The organism is Isoptericola jiangsuensis (assembly GCF_048320105.1).
GTDB classification, from domain to species: Bacteria; Actinomycetota; Actinomycetes; order Actinomycetales; family Cellulomonadaceae; genus Isoptericola; species Isoptericola jiangsuensis_A.
The window spans coordinates 3408784-3427411 of sequence record NZ_CP182942.1; the positions used below are offsets into that span (position 1 = coordinate 3408784).

Sequence of the window (18628 nt, forward strand, 5' to 3'; positions counted from 1 at the left end):
GTATGGCCGGAGGATCCCAGCGCGTCTACAAGCAGCGGATCAAGTCGACGCAGTCGCTGAAGAAGATGTTCCGTGCGCAGGAGCTGATCGCGGCCTCCCGCATCGGCAAGGCGCGCGGACGCACGGCGTCGGCCGCTCCCTACGAGCGGGCGATCACCCGTGCCGTCTCGGCGGTGGCGACGCACACGTCGACCAAGCACCCGCTGACCTCCGAGCGCGAGGACACCAACCGCGTCGCGGTCCTGGTCATCGCGTCGGACCGCGGCATGGCCGGCTCGTACTCCGCGGCGATCATCCGCGAGACGGAGCGGGTCGTGGCGAAGCTGACGGCCCAGGGCAAGGAGGTCTCCCTCTACGCCGCGGGCCGGCGGGCGGTGTCGTTCTACGGCTACCGGGGACGTGAGCTGGCGGGCCAGTGGTCCTACGGCTCGGACAGCCCGGATTCGGCCGTCGCCGGGGAGATCGCCGAGACCCTTCTCGGTTCGTTCCTCGCGCCGGCCGCCGAGGGCGGTGTCGGTGAGCTGCACGTGGTCTACACGCAGTTCGTCAACATGGTCACCCAGCGTCCGCGCGTGGTGCGGATGCTGCCCCTCGAGGTCGTCGAAGGCGTCGCGGTCCCGGGCGAGCACGACGCCCTGCCGCTGTACGACTTCGAGCCGTCCCCCGAGCAGGTCCTCGACGCACTGCTGCCGCGCTACGTGCGCAGCCGCATCTTCAGCTTCATGCTCGAGGCAGCGGCGTCCGAGCTGGCCTCGCGCCAGCGGGCGATGCACACGGCCACGGACAACGCCGAAGACCTCATCCGTACCTACACGCGCCTGGCGAACCAGGCCCGCCAGGCGGACATCACCCAGGAGATCAGCGAGATCGTCTCGGGTGCTGACGCCCTCGCGGCGTCGTGACCACGTTCCGACGCCGTCGATCGACGAACTCACACCCGAACCTTCCGAAGCGAGGCAAGCAATGACCGCCACCACCGTGGACTCACCACTCGGCGCGGCCCCGACCGGGCCGGGAACTGGCCGTGTCGCGCGCGTGATCGGCCCCGTCGTGGACATCGAGTTCCCCGAGGACGCGATTCCCGACATCTACAACGCCCTCCACGTCGACATCGACATGACCGGTCAGGGCGAGGGGGAGAGCAGCTTCACGCTCACCCTCGAGACGGCGCAGCACCTGGGCGACTCCCTGGTGCGGGCCATCGCCCTGAAGCCGACGGACGGTCTCGTCCGCGGCGCCGTCGTCACCGACACGGGTTCGCCGATCTCGGTGCCCGTCGGCGACGTCACCAAGGGCAAGGTCTTCAACGTCACCGGTGAGGTCCTCAACCTCGCCGAGGGCGAGAAGCTCGAGGTCACCGAGCGCTGGCCGATCCACCGCAAGCCGCCGGCGTTCGACCAGCTCGAGTCGAAGACGACGATGTTCGAGACCGGCATCAAGTCGATCGACCTGCTGACCCCGTACGTCCAGGGTGGCAAGATCGGTCTCTTCGGTGGTGCGGGCGTCGGCAAGACGGTCCTCATCCAGGAGATGATCCAGCGTGTCGCCCAGGACCACGGCGGCGTGTCCGTGTTCGCCGGTGTCGGCGAGCGCACCCGTGAGGGCAACGACCTGATCCACGAGATGGACGAGGCGGGCGTCTTCGACAAGACCGCGCTCGTGTTCGGCCAGATGGACGAGCCGCCGGGCACGCGTCTGCGCGTGGCCCTGTCGGCGCTGACGATGGCGGAGTACTTCCGCGACGTGCAGAAGCAGGACGTGCTGCTCTTCATCGACAACATCTTCCGCTTCACGCAGGCGGGTTCCGAGGTCTCCACGCTGCTGGGTCGCATGCCGTCCGCGGTGGGCTACCAGCCGAACCTCGCCGACGAGATGGGTCTGCTGCAGGAGCGCATCACCTCGACGCGCGGTCACTCGATCACCTCCCTGCAGGCGATCTACGTGCCCGCCGACGACTACACCGACCCGGCGCCGGCGACGACGTTCGCCCACCTGGACGCGACGACGGAGCTCTCCCGCGAGATCGCCTCGAAGGGCCTCTACCCGGCCATCGACCCGCTGACCTCGACCTCGCGCATCCTCGACCCGCGGTACGTGGGCCAGGAGCACTACGAGGTGGCGACGCAGGTGAAGTCGATCCTGCAGCGCAACAAGGAGCTGCAGGACATCATCGCGATCCTCGGTGTCGACGAGCTCTCCGAGGAGGACAAGACGCTGGTCGCGCGTGCGCGCCGCATCCAGCAGTTCCTCTCGCAGAACACCTACATGGCCGAGAAGTTCACGGGCGTCGTCGGTTCGACCGTCCCGCTGAGCGAGACCATCGAGGCGTTCAAGAAGATCGCCGAGGGCGAGTTCGACCACATCTCGGAGCAGGCCTTCTACAACATCGGTGGCCTCGAGATGCTCGAGGAGAACTGGGCCCGCATCCAGAAGGAGTACGGGGCCTGAGCCTCGGACCCGAGCATTCCGGAGCGTCGTCCCGCCGGTCCACCCGTGAACCGGCGGGACGACGTCCCATCCTCGAGACTGAAGAATCCTGGAGCCTGACATGGCAGAGCTGAACGTCGAACTCGTCGCCGCCGACCGCAAGGTCTGGTCCGGTGCGGCGCGTGAGGTCAGCGCACCGTCCGCCGACGGTCAGATCGGTATCCTCGCCGGCCACACCCCGCTGCTGGCCGTGCTCCGTCCCGGCACCGTCAAGGTGTCGACCGCGCCGGGGCAGACCGTGGTGGAGGCCCGCGTGAGCGGGGGATTCGTCTCGGTCGACTCGAACGTCGTGACGATCGTCGTCGACGAGATCGACGAGGCCGCCGACCGCGAGAACGCGTCGGCCTGAGGGACGCGTCATGGAGTACCTGGTCTGGGTCGCGGTCGCGGTCCTTCTCGTGCTCCTGCTTGCCGTCGTCACGGGAGCCTCACGGCTCCGTCGGCTGTCGCGGCGGGTCGGGTCGTTCCCGTGCAGCGCGCGCGCCGACGGCATCCCGCACGCGTCGTGGTCCGTCGGCATCGCGCACTACTCGGTCGGTCGGATCGAGTGGTGGCGCTGCTGGTCGTTGTCGCCGCGTCCTGCGCGGACCTGGTACCGCGACCGGCTGACCGTGACCGGCCGGGCTCCGCTCGACCTCGCCGGTCAGCCGGACCAGTACCTGGTCCGCTGCCGCTACGACGGGGTCGACTTCGAGCTGACGATGTCGTCCGGCGCGTACGCCGGCCTGGCGTCCTGGTTGGAGTCCGCCCCGCCGGGACGTCGCGACCTGGTCGTCTGAGTCGAACCGAAGGGGAACCGTGCGACTAGTCGTCGCCCGCTGCTCGGCCCGCTACACGGGCCGGCTCACCGCACATCTGCCGCTCGCGAAGCGGCTGCTCGTCGTCAAGGCGGACGGCAGCGTCCTGCTGCACTCCGACGGCGGCTCCTACAAGCCGCTGAACTGGATGAGCCCACCCTGCTCGATGGCGGTCGCCGCACCGGACGCCGAGGCCGCCGGTCGCGGGGTCACCGAGGTGTGGACGGTCCAGCACCGGAAGTCGGACGACCGTCTCGAGATCGAGGTGCACGACGTCGTGCACGACTCGGCGCACGACCTGGGCGTGGACCCCGGCCTCGTCAAGGACGGCGTGGAGGCGCACCTGCAGGAGCTGCTGGCGGCGCAGATCGACCTCCTGGGCTCCGGGCACACGCTGGTGCGTCGCGAGTACATGACGGCGATCGGCCCGGTGGACATCCTCGCCCGTGACGGCGGCGGTGCCACGGTCGCCGTCGAGATCAAGCGGCGCGGGGAGATCGACGGGGTCGAGCAGCTCACGCGGTACCTCGACCTGCTGAACCGTGACCCGCTGCTGGCGCCCGTCCAGGGTGTGTTCGCCGCGCAGGAGATCAAGCCGCAGGCGCGCGTGCTGGCCACCGATCGGGGCATCCGGTGCCTGGTGCTCGACTACGACACGATGCGCGGTGTCGACGACCCGGACTCCCGTCTCTTCTGAGCCGCGACCGACCGCGACCCGAGCACCGCACGGGTGGTGCAGGATGGTCGTATGAGTCTCGATCCCTCGGCGTCGTCCAGCACCGTCCTGGGTGCGATCCCTGCCCCGCCGGAGGTCTTCGCCGTCCGTGGCGACGTGGTCACCCCCGACGCGGTGCTCACGGACGCCGCCGTCGTCGTGGCCGGCGACCGGATCGTGTGGGTCGGCGCCATGGAGGACGCCACCGCTGCGGGGGTGGGGGACGCCGTCGCCCGGGCGGACGCGCCGCTGCCCACCACGTACGTGCTGCCCGGCCTGGTGGACCTGCACAACCACGGGGGCGGCGGGGCGAGCTTCCCGGACGTGACGTCTACGGACCAGGCGATGGTCGCCGTCCTCGAGCACCGTGCGCACGGGACGACGACGTCGCTCGCCTCCCTGGTGACGGCCGACCGCGAGACGCTCCTGGCCCGGGCCGCCCTGCTCGCGGACCTCGCCGACGCGGGCGAGATCGCGGGGATCCACGCCGAGGGACCGTTCCTGGCGCCGGAGCGTCGTGGCGCGCACGACGCGGAGCTCCTCGTGGCGGGTGACGTGACGCTGGTCCGTGAGCTCGTGGAGGCGTCCCGCGGGCACCTGCGCACGATGACGGTGGCGCCGGACGTCGAGGGGGTCCCGGGTCCCGGGGAGTGGCGGCGGCGCTCGTCCAGGCGGGGGTGGTGCCCTCCCTGGGGCACACCGACGCGTCGACGGAGCAGGCGGAGGCGCTGGTGGCGCAGGTGACGGGCGACCTGGCGGCCCGGGGGGCGTCGGAACGGCTGCGCATGACCGCCACGCACCTGTTCAACGCGATGCGCCCGCTGGACCACCGTCAGGGCGGCCCGATCCCGGCCTGCCTCGCGGCGGCGGCCGCCGGGGACCTGGTCGTCGAGCTGGTCGGCGACGGCGTGCACCTCGATCCTGCGGTGGTGCGCAGCGTGTTCGGGACGGTCGGGGCCGACCAGGTCCTGCTCGTGACGGACGCCATGGCGGCCGCGGGCATGGCGGACGGTCGCTACGAGCTCGGCCCGATGGCGGTAACGGTGCGCGACGGTGTCGCCCGGGTCGACGACCCGCAGCACCCGGCCGGCGGGGCCATCGCCGGCGGGACCGCGCACCTGATCGACGTGGTGCGGGCGACGGTGGCGGCGGGCATCGGCATCGTGGAGGCGGTGCGCAGCGCCTCGACGGTCCCGGCGGGGGTCCTGGGGCTCACCGACGTGGGGAGCCTGACGGCCGGCCGGCGGGCGGACCTGGTGGTGACGGACGCCGACCTGACGGTGCGTCGGGTGGTCCGCTCCGGCCTCGACGTCGGCTGAGGGCACCGACCGGCCGCTTTGCCGGGGACGGCCTCGGGTCGCTAGCGTGTGGTGAAGCGCTTCGACACCCGTCGCGCACGGATGCGCCGCATCGTCGCGGCCCGAAGGAGACCCATGGACGCGCCCGTCTTCCGTGACCACCGACGCTCCGCCACGGAGCGGGCGCGCGACCTGCTGTCACGCCTCACCCCCGCCGAGCGCGTCGCCATGCTCCACCAGCGCACGCCTGCCGTCGACCGGCTGGGTCTGGCAGCGTTCCACACGGGGTGCGAGGCCCTCCACGGGGTCGCCTGGCTGGGGCGTGCCACCGTGTTCCCGCAGCCGGTGGGACTGGCGGCGACCTGGGACCCCGATCTCCTGCGCCGTGTCGGCGACGCCGTCGCCACGGAGGTGCGCGCCAAGCACGCCGCCGACCCTCTCGTGAGCCTCAACGTGTGGGCCCCGGTGGTCAACACCCTGCGCCACCCCTCGTGGGGGCGCAACGAGGAGGGCTACTCCGAGGACCCGCACGTCACGGGCCATCTCGGGGCCGCGTACTGCCGCGGGCTGCGCGGCGACCACGACCGCGTGTGGAAGACGGCGCCCACGCTCAAGCACTTCCTGGCCTACAACAACGAGACGGACCGGTCGTCCACCAGCTCGGACGTGCCGGCCCGGATCCTGCACGAGGAGGAGCTCCCCGCGTTCCGCGACCCGGTGACCTCAGGCGCCGTCGCCGCCGTCATGCCCTCGTACAACCGCGTCAACGGTGTTCCCGCGCACCTGCAGACGGAGCTGCTCGCGGAGCTGCGGTCGTGGACCGAGCAGTCGGTCGCGGTCGTCTCCGACGCCGCGGCCCCGACCTTGGTGGTGACCCTCCAGCACGCCCACCCCGACCGCGCGTCCGGCAACGCGGCCGTCCTGCGGGCCGGCGTGGACTCCTTCACCGACGACGACGCGAACTCGGCGCTCACGATCGACCGGGTCACGGACGCCCTGGAGAGGGGGCTGCTCACGACCGACGACGTCGACCGCGCCGTGCTGCGGCTGCTCGAGCTGCGCATCCTCACCGGCGAGCTCGACGAGCCCGGCGACGACCCGTACGCCGGCATCGGCGCGGACGCGATCGACCTGCCCGAGCATCGCACGCTGGCCCGCGAGGCCGTGACCCGTGCGGTGGTCGTCCTGCGCAACGACGCGGGCGTGCTGCCGCTGGCCGCCGCGCGGTCCGTCGCGGTCGTCGGCCCGCTCGCCGACACCGTCCTGACGGACTGGTACTCCGGCACGCCGCCGTACGCCGTGACGCTCGCCGACGCCCTGCGCGAACGCCTCGGCACCGACCACGTCGAGGTCGCGTCCGGCAGCGACGTGGTGGCGCTGCGGGCCGCCGGCACCGGCCGGTACGTCGCGGTGTCCGACGACGGCGCCCGCGTGGTCGCGGACGCCGACCACGCCGGCCCCGCCGCCCGGTTCGCGGTGACCGACTGGGGCGACGGCGCACTGACCTTCCGTGCCGAGGGGTCCGGGGGGCTGCTCACCGGGGCGGGCTGGCTGCTGCGCGCCGACGCGGACCGGGTCGGCGGCTGGGAGGCGCAGGAGAGCTTCCGCCGTCACGTCCACGGCGACGGCACCTGGTCGCTGCTCCACCTCGGCTCGGGACGGTGGGTGCGGACCCAGCGCGGCACGGGCGTGCTGTGCGCGGAGGGTCGTACGCCGGACGATGCCGAACGCTTCGCCGTGCGGGTCCTCACCTCCGGTGCGGCACGGGTCGCCGAGGTGGCGGCCCGGTGCGACGCCGTCGTCGTCGCGGTCGGCAACGACCCGCACCTCAACGGCCGTGAGACGCAGGACCGGCCGCACCTGTACCTGCCGGACCCTGCCGTCGAGACGTGGCGAGCGGCCTGCGAGGCGAACCCTCGGGCGGTGCTCGCGCTGGTCTCCAGCTACCCCTACGTGCTCGGGCCCGGCGTCGCCGACGCCCCCACCGTGGTCTGGAGCAGCCACGCCGGGCAGGAGCTGGGCCACGGTCTCGCCGACGTCCTGGTCGGGGCGGTCGAGCCGAGCGGACGCCTCTCGCAGACCTGGCCGGCCCGCCCGGAGCAGGCGGGCGACCTCTTCGACTACGACACCCGGCGCCAGCAGGCGACGTACCGGCATCTGCCGCTGGGTGACGACGGGCTGCCGGCCTTCGCGTTCGGGCACGGCCTGACCTACGGCGCGGTCTCGTACACGGCCCTGGAGCTGTCGACGACGGCGGTGCCCGCGCCGGCGCCGACGCGCGAGCACCCGCCGCTCGAACCGCGCGAGAGCACCGCGCCGGGCGTCGTCACCGCCCGCGTCACGGTGCGCAACGACGGGTCGCGCCCGGCCGAGGAGCTGGTGCAGCTGTACTCCCTCGGGTGCGTGGACGAGCGGGTGCCGGCACCGGTGCGGTTGCTGCTCGGCTACCGGCGCGTCCGGCTCGAGCCCGGGACGCAGGAGGTCGTCGAGGTCGCGTTCGACGTCGCGCGGCTCGCCGTGTGGCGACAGGACGGGCCCGGTGTGCTCGACGGCGTCCTGCACGTCCCGGCAGGCACCTACCGGGTCGTGGCCGGACCGTCCAGCGTCGACCTGGTCCGGCGTGGGAGCCTGGACGTCGTGGAGCCGACGCCATGAGCATCGACCCGAACGGTCGCAACGTCCAGGGGATCACCACCTTCGTCCTCTTCGTCGTCCTCAACGTCCTGTACCTCGTCACGTGCTTGCCCGTCGTCACGATCGGGGCGGCCACCGCGGCTCTGTACGAGGTGACCCTGCGCTACGCCGACGACGAGCGGGGCGACCTGGTGCGCGGGTACCTGCGCGCCCTGCGGACCAACCTGTGGCGGGGGAGCGCCGTCCTCGCGGTGCTGGGGATCCCGGCCGCGATGCTGCTGTTCAGCGCGGTCTTCTGGTTCACGATGGACGGGAGCCTCACGGCGGTCGCCGGGGCGCTGTCGGTCGTCGCCACGTGCTACGTCGGCGCGGCCGTGCTGCACGGGCTCGCACTCGTCGCGTGGTTCGACGCGCCGCTGCGACGCACGGTGCGCAACGCGCTGCTGCTCCCGCTGGTCGAACCGGCCCGGACGGCGGGGCTCGTGCTGCTGCCCGTCGGTGTCGGCGCCCTGATGTTCGCGGTGCCGCAGGTGACCTTCGTCGTGGCGACGATCGGCTTCTCGTTCGGGGCGTACGTGAGCGCGTTCATCCTGCACAGCGTGTTCCGCCGACGTCAGGCCGACCCCTCCGAGCTCGAGCCGATCAGCCCCCACTCGGGGGAGTGAACGCCGGGACGGCACGGTGGCACGCCTCCTGACCACCCTGATCACGGGACGACGAAGGGCCTGGGCGGATCGCCCAGGCCCTTCGGTCTGCCGTGTCCCGGTCCGGGTGAGCGGGGCGAGGGCCCCGCTCACCCGACGACCGCTCACCCGACGACCGCTCAGCCGACGACCGCTCAGCCGACGACCGGTCAGCCGAACTCGGCCGCCACGGCCTCGCGCTCGGTGTTCTGGTCCTCGGCGTTCGACATGTCGAAGTCCAGGACGGTCTCGTAGCCGAGACCGTTCGCCGTCTCCTGCATGGACGCCAGGAGCGAGTCGAACTCGGCCTCGTCCTCGGCGAACACCATCTTCCAGGAGTGCTCGATGATGCTGGCCTTGACCTGGCTGCGGATCGTCTCGATCTCGCCGCTGTCGGCAGGGGCCGCGTAGCTCGCACCCGGTGCCACGAGCAGCTGGTCGTTGGCCTCGAGATACTCCATCGTCGAGGCGGCGTCGCCCATCTGACCGCTCCAGTCCTCCGTGAGCGGGTTCGCGACCGTCTCCTGGTAGCTCGGCCAGAACGTGTAGTTGTACGGGAACTCCGTGTCCGGGTTGACGTCCTTGGGCAGGACGGTCGAGACGTTGAGTGCCGAGACGCCGTCCGTGTACGCGCCGCCGCCCCAGTCGGCGGGCACGTCCGCGCCGCCCTCGAGGAACGCCTGGGTGCCGAACTCGGTGAGGGCGGGCTCGCCGCCGTCGCCGAGCTCCCAGGTCAGGCCCTCCGGTCCCGGCGCGGCGCCGGTCTGCGAGGAGTTGAGGTTGACGCCCTCGGGCGAGTACAGCCAGTCGATGAAGGCGGCGAGACGTGCCGGGTCCTCGGCGTCGTGGCCGATGCCGAGCATCGTGTTGTCGCCGTAGACCTTGGCCCCGTAGGAGAAGATCTCCTGGTCGGCCATCGGCGCGAGCATGAAGCCCTTGCCGGCGTCCATGTTCTCGGTGGTGTTGTAGGCCGACTGCCCCAGCCACGGCCACCAGGACAGCAGCACCTGGCCGTTCTGGTACTTGGTGAACATCGTGTCGTAGTTCTGGGTCGTCGACTCCGGGTCGACCAGGCCCATCTGGTTGGCGTCGAAGTAGAACTTCAGGGCGCGCACGTACTCCGAGTCGGAGTCGATGACGCTCTGGTAGTCGCTGCCGTCGGCCTTGGCGAGCACGAAGCCGAGCTCGTCGTAGCCGTACAGGGTGGTGGGCTGCTTGCCCATCACCATCATGTTGCCGTCCCAGTCCTTGAACAGGGAGACGGCGTACGCCTTCTGGCCGTTGTCGGCCTCGGGCTGGGCGTCCTGCATGTCCTTCAGGACGGGCAGGAGGTCCTCGAGGGTGCCGATCTCCGGGTAGCCGGCCTCGGCGTAGAGGTCCCAGCGCAGGTACGGGCCGAACGTCGGCTCGAGACCCTCCGACGGGTCGGTCGGCTTGATCGAGGACACCGCCGTCGGGAAGCCGTAGACGCCGTCCTTGCCGTCGTTCAGGTACTCGACCGCGGCGTCGAACGGCTGGACGTTCGCCATGGACTCGTAGTAGTTCGAGGCGTCCAGGAGCAGCCCGCCCTCGACGAGCTCGTCCATCTGCTGGCCCTTGCTGACGACGACGAGGTCGCCCAGGTCGCCGCCGGAGACGCGGGTGTTGTACAGGGTGTCACCTCCGCCCGCGACGTTGGGGGCGATGATGTTCAGCTCCATGTTGAACTTGTCCTTGACGACCTTGCCGAACCAGCCGCCCTGGGTCCCCATGTAGTTCGCGAGCGAGTCGTAGACGTCCACGGTGATCGGCTCCGCGGTCGACCAGTCCTGGGCGACGTCGACCGGCGTGGCGTCCTCCTCGGCCTCCGGACTCGTGCAGGCCGTGAGCGCAAGCGCTCCCATGAGCGGCGCGAGCAGAACGGCCGCAGCCTTCCTGGATTTCATGACACCCCTTCGTGTTTCGATGGTGCGAGGTCAGCCCTTGACCGCGCCGAGCATGATGCCCTTGACGAAATAGCGTTGGAACAGCGGGTAGATGAAGATGATCGGCAGCACCACGAGCACGGCGACCGTCATGCGGATGGACGTCGGGGTCTGCGTGGTGGCCGCCGACACGATGGACCCGAGGTTGCCCTGGGCGTTCTGGGCCGCCTGGGCGAGGCTGCTCGCCTGGTTGGTGTAGGTGTAGAGCAGGTACTGCAGCGAGTACAGCTTCTGGTCGGTGATGTACAGCAAGGTGTCCTGGAACGAGTTCCACTGCGACACGGCGGTGAAGATCGCCACCGTGGCGAGGATGGGCGTCATGTTCGGCAGGATGATCCGGAAGAAGATGCGCAGCGTGCTCGCGCCGTCGATCTCGGCGGCCTCCTGGAGCGACGCCGGCATCGCCTCGACGTACGTCTTGACGAGGATGATGTTGAACGGCTGCACGATCAACGGGATGATGTACACCCAGAACGAGTTGGTCAGACCCAGCGACTTCATCGTCAGGTACAGCGGGATGAGGCCGGCGCTGAAGTACATCGTGAAGATGGTCAGCCGGTACCACAGCGACCGCTTCCACAGCCGGTCCTGGGTGAACATGAACCCGAGGAACGCCGAGGCCAGCACCGTGCAGGCCGTGCCGATGACGGTCCGGGCCACCGAGACGACGGTGGCGGCGGTCATGCCGTCGAGCGCCAGCACCTGCTCGTAGTTCGACAGGTGCAGCCCCTCGGGCCACAGCCGGACCTGGCCCAGCGCGCTGAGGTCGTTGGCGCTGACCGAGTTGATGATCAGGTAGTAGAAGGGGTACGCGCACAGCAGCGCGAACAGCAGGAACCCCAGGTAGTTGACGATCTCGAACGGGATGTCGCCGCGGCTGGGCCGCGGCTTCGAGGAGGACGTCTTCTTCTTCTTCGTCGTCGAAGGCATGGTGTGCTCCCCGGCCTCAGATGATCGACTGCCCGCGGGCGCGCTTGGCGATCGCGTTGGCCGAGACGAGCAGGATGACGGAGATCAGGCTCTTGAGCATGCCCAGCGCCGTGGCCATCGACAGGCTGTTGCCCGTGATCCCGATGTTGTAGACGTACAGGTCCAGCACCTGGATGTACTCCTTGTTGAAGGCGTTCTGGAACACGAAGTACTGCTCCATCCCGTTGTTGAGCATGTTCGCGATCGAGAGCACGAGCAGGACGACGTAGGTGGGCATCAGGTGCGGGAAGGTGATGAACCGCATGATCTGGAAGCGGTTCGCGCCGTCGATCCTGGCGGACTCGTAGAGCGCCGGGTCGATCGAGGTGATGGCGGCGAGGTACATGATGGCGCCCCACCCGAGCCCCTTCCACAGGCTCCACAGCAGCATCGTCAGCCACACGTGCTGGTCGGTGTCGAGGAACTTGATCGGGGCCGTGATGAGGCCCCAGTCGCCGAGCACGGAGTTGACCAGACCGGTGGTCGAGAACAGCGAGAACGCGATCATGTAGACGAGCACCCACGAGATGAAGTTCGGCAGCGTCGTGAGGGTCTGCACGGCGTTGCGGAACCACGGGGCCCGGATCTCGTTGAGCAGCATCGCGAAGAACACCGGCAGCAGCGACGTCGCGAAGCCCAGGAAGCTCATCGCCAGGGTGTTCGTGAGCACCTGGCCGATCTGTCGCATCTGCGTCGGGGAGGACACCAGCATCTCGAACCACTGGAGGCCGACGAAGTCGCTCCCGGCGATCCCGAGGGCGGGGCGGTAGTCGTAGAACGCGGTCGCCCAGCCGGCGAGCGGCAGGTACGAGAAGAGGAAGATCAGGATCAGGAACGGGAGGATCAGCAGGAACATCGTCTTGGACGACCTCGAGCTGGTGGTCGCGCCACCGCGGCGTCGTCTGCGCCGCTGACGGGGCTCCTGACGTCCGACGTCCTCGGGTGCGACCGCGGTGGTCGCCGCCTGCGTCGCCGCGGGCGTTCCCTGGGTGAGGCTCACCTGTCACTCCCTCGTGATGGTCCGCGCTTCGACGGGCATTGTCGAAGCGCTTCGAAATTGATATCACCGCAGGGTGCCGTCGCGCAACGTTGTCCGGCAGATCCGTGCCCGGGTGGGACGGATCGTTACCCGGCCGTGTCGGCCGGGCCGGGGGCGGCGGCCGTCACCGGCCCGACGTGCTCCCGCGGACCGTCAGGACCGGCGCCAGGAGACGTGACTCCGCAGGTCGCGCGCCATCGAGCCGGGCCAGGACCATGTCGACGGCGACGCCGCCGATGACCTCGCCGGGGATGTCGATGCTCGGCAGGGGCACCGCCTGCGCGGTCGCCACCGAGCTCGGGCAGATCGCCACCACGGCGGTCGCGTCCGGCACCGGGCGCCCCAGGTCGGCCAGCCGACCCAGCACGTGGGGCAGGGCGCGCTCGTTGTGGACGAGGAAGCCCGTCGTGCCCGGAGCCCGGTCCAGGACCGCGTCGACCGCCCGGCGGGCACCCTCGGGCGTCGTCTCGCAGGCCTCGACCTCGCCGACCAGCGACCGCTCCTCGCACGTGCGGCGGTAGCCGCGCACCACCCGGTCGGCGTAGGAGGTGTGCCGCGCCATGACCTCCGGCGGCGGGCCGAGGAGCGCGATCTCGCGGTGCCCCTCGTCGGCCAGGTGCGCGGCCCCCAGCCGCCCCGCGGTCTCGAAGTCGAGGTCCACGCAGCTCAGCCCGGCAGGATCCCGCGGCAGGCCGATCAGCACCGTCGGCTGACGCAGGCCGCGCAGCACCGGGATGCGCGGGTCGGCGGCCTCGACGTCCATCACGACGATCGCGTCCACCATGGACCCCGCGGCCACGCGCTCCAGCCCGCCCGCGTCGTCCTGCGTCAGCAGCAGGACGTCGTGGTCGGCCGTGCGGGCCTGCGTCACCACGCCGGTGACGAACTGCATGACGACCGACACGTCGACACCCGCCCGCAGCGGCACCATGAGCCCGATGACGTTGGTCCGGCTCGAGGCGAGGGCGCGGGCCCCGGCGTGCGGGCGGTAGCCGAGGTCGGCGATCGCCTGCTCCACACGCTTGCGCGTCGGCGCCGAGATCGAGCGCTTGCCGGACAGGACGTACGAGACGGTCGACGCGGACACTCCGGCCGCCTTCGCGACGTCGTCGATGGTGGGCACGTGTCAGCTCCTCGGTGAGTGACGTCCGGCGTGCGGGGGCGTCAGGATGCTCGGGTCGATGGCCAAGATATCTCCCGGACCCACCCGGAACCGCGTCGAACCGTCCCGCTCGGCGCGACCACGTCCCGGACCCGGCGCCGTCGGGAGGGGCGGCGGGCCGCCGGCGCGGAGCGCGACCTCGACCTCCCGGCCGGCACCGTGGAGCGTCAGGTGGGTGATCCGGGCGTCGTGCCACGCGACGTCCACCCGGGCCCCGCCCGGGATCCGCAGCCCGCTGACCTGCCCCTGGGGCCAGGCCGGGGGCAGCGCGGGCAGCACGTCCAGGTGCACGACGCCGTCCGCGTCACGGCGCGACCGCAGCAGCAGCTCCGCGATGCCCGCCGTCAGCCCGCAGCTCCCGTCGAGCTGGAAAGGGGGATGAGCGCTGAACAGGTTCGGGTACAGCCCGCCGCGGTGCCCGAGGCCGTCGGCGGCGGGGCGCAGCGCCAGGAGCACCTGCTCGTGCGCGCGGGACCCCTCGCCGAGGCGCGCCCAGAGGGCCAGCCGCCAGGCGAGCGACCAGCCCGTCGACTCCCGCCCGCGCAGGTCCAGGGTGCGCCGCGCCGCCGCGGCGAGGTGAGGCGTCGTCGCGGGGTCCACGGTGCCGAGCGGGTAGAGCCCCACCAGGTGCGAGAGATGACGGTGCTCCGGCTCCGCCTCGGTCAGGTCGGCGGCCCACTCCGCCAGCTCTCCGCGGGGCCCCGGGCGAGGGTCCGGCAGCGCCGCCGCCACACGTGCCAGCTCCGCCGTCCACGGCACGTCGAGCCCGAGCTCCGCCGCCGCCTCCCGGCACGCGTCGGCGAGCCGGCGGACCAGGAACACGTCCATCGTGGCGCTGACCGTCACCGCGGCCGGTCGCCCGTCGGGTGCGACGAACCGGTTCTCCGGCGACGTCGACGGGCTCGTCCAGGCGTGCAGGACGCCGTCGTCGTCGGTCGCCGTGCACACCCAGTCGAGCGTGAACAGGGCCGCCCCCTGCAGCACCGGCCACGCCTCGCGCAGCGCCGCGACCTGCGACCGCTCGTCCGGGCAGAAGCGCGCGTGCTCGACCAGGTGCTGGGACAGCCACAGCCCGCCCATCGACCACGCCGACCAGGAGGCGTCCCCGACGCCCGCGCCCACCGGTGCGGCGTGCCCCCACGCGTCCGCGTTGTGGTGGGCGACCCAGCCGCGGGTGCCGTACAGCTCGCGCGCCACCTCGGCCCCCGGCCCCGCGGCCGTCCGACGCACCTGGTCCAGCAGCGGCTCGTGGCACTCGGCGAGCCCCGTCGACTCCGCCGCCCAGTAGGCCATCTGCAGGTTGATGTTCAGCGTGTACGCGCTGCTCCACGGCCCCGGCAGCCACGGGTTCCACAGCCCCTGCAGGGTGGCGGGCAGCCCGCCCGGGCGGGAGGAGGAGATCAACAGGTAGCGGCCGTGGTGGAACGCCAGCGCGGCCAGGCCGGGATCCTCACGGCGCTCGGCGGCCACGACGCGTGCGTCCGTCGTCAGCGCGGCGGCGCCCGGCGGTGACGGCAGCACCAGCTCGGCGCGGTCGTACAGCCGGCGGTGCTCGGCCACGTGCGCGGCCCGCAGGCGCTCGCGGACCTCGACCGTCCCGCCGGGACCGGACGCCACGTCGAGCTGGGCCCGCAGGCGTTCGGCGGCGGTCGCGGCCGGCGCAGGGCCGGGCGGGTCGGTGGTGGCGGTGGCGAACAGCAGGACGTGGTCCGTGGCGGCACCGGTGCGCAGGACGCCGTCGCTGACGACGGCCGCGGGGTCGCCGACCGCCCGCACGGCGACCGTGCCCGTGCGGGCGCGCGCCGCGTCGTAGCGGATGCCGCCGGAGTGCGGCGCGTGGTCGGGCGGGACGTCCACCGGGAGCTCGACGCGGTGCAGCAGGGTCACGGGCGCCGGCACGCTCGCCCGCGCGCCCGAGGGTGCGGCCGGGTCGGGCACGGCCGGGCGCAGCAGGCTGGTGACCCGCACCGTGAGCCGCACCGGCCGCTCGGCGCGGACGGTGTGCACGACGGCGCCGCCACGGGCGTCCGCCCACGTCTCGACGACGACGTCCCCGGTGCCGGGGCCGGACCACCAATGGGTGGCGACCGCGGTGCGCAGGTCCAGGTGCCGTCGGGTGTCGGCCCGCCCGGTGGCCCCGGTGGCCCCGGTGGTGTCGACGTCGGAGGCGGCGGCGACCACCGCGACGTCGGTCTCGGCCAGCGGCAGGTACGCCTGCGTCCACGGTGTCTGCATCTGGGCCAGGAGTCGCTCGGCGGACCGTACGTCGCCGTCGGCCACGGCGGCCCGCACGGCGTCGAGGTGCGCCGCACCGCGAGCGCGCACCCCGGCCAGCGGGTCCTGGTCCGCCGTCCCGGACCAGGCCGTGCCGTCGTTGAGCCAGAGGTGCTCGGTGCCGGGACGTCCGGCGCACATGGCGCCGCGGTGGCCGTTGCCCACCGGAAGCGCTTCGACCCACTTCGCCGCCGGTCGGTCGTAGCGTAGGACGTGCAGATCGTCCCTCGGGTGATCTTCGGTGGGCGACGGATGGCGGCGCTGGACACCTGGCATCGGCTCAGGCTAGCGTGTTCGAAGCGCTTCGACAGTGACCGGTCAGAACGGTGTCACGCACGGCCGCCGCAGCGAGGCGGAGGTCCCCGAGGCGCGAGCCACGTGCGGTCCTGCGGGGCCGCTGATCGAACAGGGAGGCGACGGTGCCGAGCACGGACGACGTCGCGGCGAGCGCCGTCGCGGCGGGTGCCACGGAGCCCGTGGCGGTCCCGGCGGACCGGTTCGCCGCGCTGACGCACGATCTCGGGATCCTGTACGGCGGCGACTACAACCCTGAGCAGTGGACCCCCGACGTGTGGCGTGAGGACGCCCGCCTGATGCGCGAGGCCGGGGTCAACCTGGTGACCGTCGGGGTGTTCTCCTGGGCGCGCTACGAGCCGGCGCCCGGTGTGCGGGACTTCGCCTGGCTGGACGAGGTGCTCGACGTGCTGCACGCGCAGGGCGTCGCCGTCGACCTCGCCACGCCGACCGCGTCGCCGCCCGCCTGGCTGGGCCACCGGCATCCCGACACGCTGCCGGTCGACGCCGACGGGGTGCGCCTGGTCGCCGGGTCGCGCAACCACTTCTCCCCGGCCTCCTCGGTGTACCGCGACAGCGCGCTCGCGGTCACCCGCGACCTCGTCGCCCGGTACGCCGGCCACGCGGCCGTGCGCATGTGGCACGTCGGCAACGAGTTCGGCCAGGTCTGCTTCGGGGACGAGTCCGCCGCGCGGTTCCGGGTCTGGCTCCAGGAGCGGTACGGCTCGATCGGGGCGCTGAACGAGGCGTGGGGCACCACGGTCTGGTCCCAGCACTACGGAGCGTTCGAGGAGATCCTGCCGCCGCGGCGCACGGTGTACCACGTCAACCCGACGCAGGCGCTGGACTTCCGCCGCTACTCGTCGGACCTCCTGCTCGAGCTGTACCGCGAGCAGCGCGACCTGATCCGCGCCGTCGACCCGGTGCGGCCCGTCACCACCAACTTCATGGGGTTCTTCCCCCTGGTGGACTACTGGTCGTGGGCACCGGAGCTCGACGTCGTCGCCGACGACCAGTACCCCGACCCGACCGACCCCTGGGCCCCGGCCGACTCCGGCCTGGTGCAGGACCTCATGCGCTCCCTCGGTGACGGGCGACCGTGGATGCTCATGGAGCAGGCGACCGCCGCGGTGAGCTGGCGGGCGCACAACCCGCCCAAGAGCCCGGAGCGTGCGCGGCGCGAGTCGCTGCAGGCCGTCGCCCGCGGCGCCGACGGCGTCTGCTTCTTCCAGTGGCGGGCCTCGCGCGCCGGCGCCGAGAGGTTCCACTCGGCGATGCTGCCCCACGCCGGGGCGGACACGCGGGTGCACGCCGGGGTGCGGCGGCTCGGCGCGGACCTGCACCGGCTGCGGTCGGTCGTGGGCGGCCGCGTCGAGGCGCGCGTCGTGATGCTCTTCGACTGGGCGTCGTGGTGGGCCGCCGAGGAGCAGGCCCGCCCCACGGTGCGGCTCGGAGTGCTGGACCAGCTCAGGGCCTGGTACCGCCCGCTGTGGCAGGCGGGCGTCGCGGTGGACCTCGCCGCGCCGGGCGCCGACCTCGACGGCTACGACGTCGTCCTGGTCCCGCAGTCGTACCTGGTGACGAAGACGGCGGCCCGCCGGGTCGAGGACGCCGTCGACCGGGGTGCGAGCGTCGTGGTCGGGCCGTTCAGCGGTGTCGCCGACGAGAACGCGCACGTGCGCCAGGGACGGTTCCCGGCGCTGCTGCGCGACGTGCTGGGCGTCAGCGGGGAGGAGTGGGTGCCGCTGCCCCACGCCGGCGTCGAGCTGCGGCTCGCCGCACCGCTGCAGGCCCTGCTCGACGCGGCGTGCCCGGACGGTTCCCCGGGTCGGGCCACGACGTTCGGGGAGCTCCTGCGGTCCGACGGCGCCGAGGTGCTGGCCACGTTCGTCGGCGGGCACCTGGACGGCGGGCCGGCGCTGACCCGTCGTGTGCCGCCGGGCGGCGGGCAGGCCTGGTACCTGGGCTGCGTCCCGGACGAGCAGCTGCTCGGCCGTGTGCTGGGCGAGGTCCTCGACGGCGCCGGGGTGGGCGGCGTCCTGCCTGCCGTGGCGGACCTGCCGGGGGTGGAGGCGGTGCGTCGCGGTACGGCGACCTTCGTGCTCAACCACACGGACCTGCCGGTGAGCGTGCCGGTGCCCGGCGCCCGGACCGACCTCCTCACCGGTGCGCGCTGCGGGGACCTGGTCGAGGTCCCGGCCGGCGGTGTCGTCGTGCTGGACGACCGGGTCGGGACGGCGGGGCGATGAGCCCGCCGCACCCCCCGCGTCCGTCGCGCCCACGGTTCGAAACGTTTCGTGCGTGCCGGTGCG

At 72.2% G+C, this 18628-nt stretch carries 15 protein-coding genes; 10 read left to right on the forward strand and 5 right to left on the reverse strand.

Translation table 11 applies throughout. The features are described from left to right. Positions 1-2 precede the first annotated feature (2 nt). The 9 genes from ACNHYB_RS15580 to ACNHYB_RS15620 all read left to right on the forward strand — a co-directional run bounded on the left by ACNHYB_RS15580 (position 3) and on the right by ACNHYB_RS15620 (position 8596). Complete coding sequence (locus ACNHYB_RS15580) at positions 3-902, forward strand: F0F1 ATP synthase subunit gamma (protein WP_418276273.1); 900 nt, start codon at positions 3-5, stop codon at positions 900-902. Between the two features lie 61 nt (positions 903-963). Then, on the forward strand, positions 964-2448 hold the full coding sequence (atpD, locus tag ACNHYB_RS15585) for a F0F1 ATP synthase subunit beta (protein ID WP_418276274.1): 1485 nt from the start codon (positions 964-966) through the stop codon (positions 2446-2448). A 100-nt stretch (positions 2449-2548) separates the two neighbouring features. Beyond that, positions 2549-2836: a F0F1 ATP synthase subunit epsilon gene (locus ACNHYB_RS15590; protein ID WP_418276275.1), complete on the forward strand. Its 288-nt coding sequence runs from the start codon at positions 2549-2551 to the stop codon at positions 2834-2836. A 10-nt stretch (positions 2837-2846) separates the two neighbouring features. Continuing rightward, complete coding sequence (locus ACNHYB_RS15595) at positions 2847-3266, forward strand: DUF2550 domain-containing protein (protein ID WP_418276276.1); 420 nt, start codon at positions 2847-2849, stop codon at positions 3264-3266. 19 nt (positions 3267-3285) lie between these two features. Beyond that, positions 3286-3981 (forward strand): endonuclease NucS, encoded by a 696-nt coding sequence (nucS, locus tag ACNHYB_RS15600; RefSeq protein ID WP_418276277.1) that lies wholly within the window; start codon positions 3286-3288, stop codon positions 3979-3981. Positions 3982-4032: 51 nt separating this feature from the next. Further along, entirely contained in the window at positions 4033-4743 is a 711-nt protein-coding gene (locus ACNHYB_RS15605) for an amidohydrolase family protein (RefSeq protein ID WP_418276278.1), read from the forward strand. Beyond that, positions 4731-5318 carry an amidohydrolase family protein gene (locus ACNHYB_RS15610; protein WP_418276279.1) on the forward strand — a complete coding sequence of 196 codons (588 nt, stop codon included), beginning with the start codon at positions 4731-4733 and terminating at the stop codon, positions 5316-5318. The genes ACNHYB_RS15605 and ACNHYB_RS15610 overlap by 13 nt, the downstream gene beginning before the upstream one ends. Before the next feature lie 114 nt (positions 5319-5432). Further along, positions 5433-7952, forward strand: coding sequence for a beta-glucosidase family protein (locus ACNHYB_RS15615; RefSeq protein WP_418276280.1), 2520 nt, complete (start codon positions 5433-5435; stop codon positions 7950-7952). Further along, complete coding sequence (locus ACNHYB_RS15620) at positions 7949-8596, forward strand: YesL family protein (protein WP_418276281.1); 648 nt, start codon at positions 7949-7951, stop codon at positions 8594-8596. Before ACNHYB_RS15615 ends, ACNHYB_RS15620 begins: the two co-directional genes overlap by 4 nt. A 188-nt stretch (positions 8597-8784) precedes the next feature. Here ACNHYB_RS15620 and ACNHYB_RS15625 read toward each other — a convergent pair whose 3' ends face one another. From ACNHYB_RS15625 to ACNHYB_RS15645, 5 genes are all read right to left on the reverse strand, one after another. After that, complete coding sequence (locus ACNHYB_RS15625; protein WP_418276282.1) at positions 8785-10497, reverse strand: ABC transporter substrate-binding protein; 1713 nt, start codon at positions 10495-10497, stop codon at positions 8785-8787. 72 nt (positions 10498-10569) lie between these two features. Continuing rightward, positions 10570-11508 (reverse strand): carbohydrate ABC transporter permease, encoded by a 939-nt coding sequence (locus ACNHYB_RS15630; RefSeq protein ID WP_418276283.1) that lies wholly within the window; start codon positions 11506-11508, stop codon positions 10570-10572. Positions 11509-11524: 16 nt separating this feature from the next. Continuing rightward, positions 11525-12547 (reverse strand): ABC transporter permease, encoded by a 1023-nt coding sequence (locus tag ACNHYB_RS15635; RefSeq protein WP_418276284.1) that lies wholly within the window; start codon positions 12545-12547, stop codon positions 11525-11527. Between the two features lie 163 nt (positions 12548-12710). After that, entirely contained in the window at positions 12711-13709 is a 999-nt protein-coding gene (locus ACNHYB_RS15640) for a LacI family DNA-binding transcriptional regulator (protein WP_418276285.1), read from the reverse strand. A gap of 3 nt (positions 13710-13712) precedes the next feature. Beyond that, positions 13713-16298, reverse strand: a complete 2586-nt coding sequence (locus tag ACNHYB_RS15645) for a glycosyl hydrolase family 95 catalytic domain-containing protein (protein WP_418276286.1) — start codon at positions 16296-16298, stop codon at positions 13713-13715. 200 nt (positions 16299-16498) lie between these two features. Between ACNHYB_RS15645 and ACNHYB_RS15650 the strand changes: the two genes are divergently transcribed. Further along, complete coding sequence (locus tag ACNHYB_RS15650) at positions 16499-18565, forward strand: beta-galactosidase (protein WP_418278082.1); 2067 nt, start codon at positions 16499-16501, stop codon at positions 18563-18565. Positions 18566-18628 lie beyond the last annotated feature (63 nt).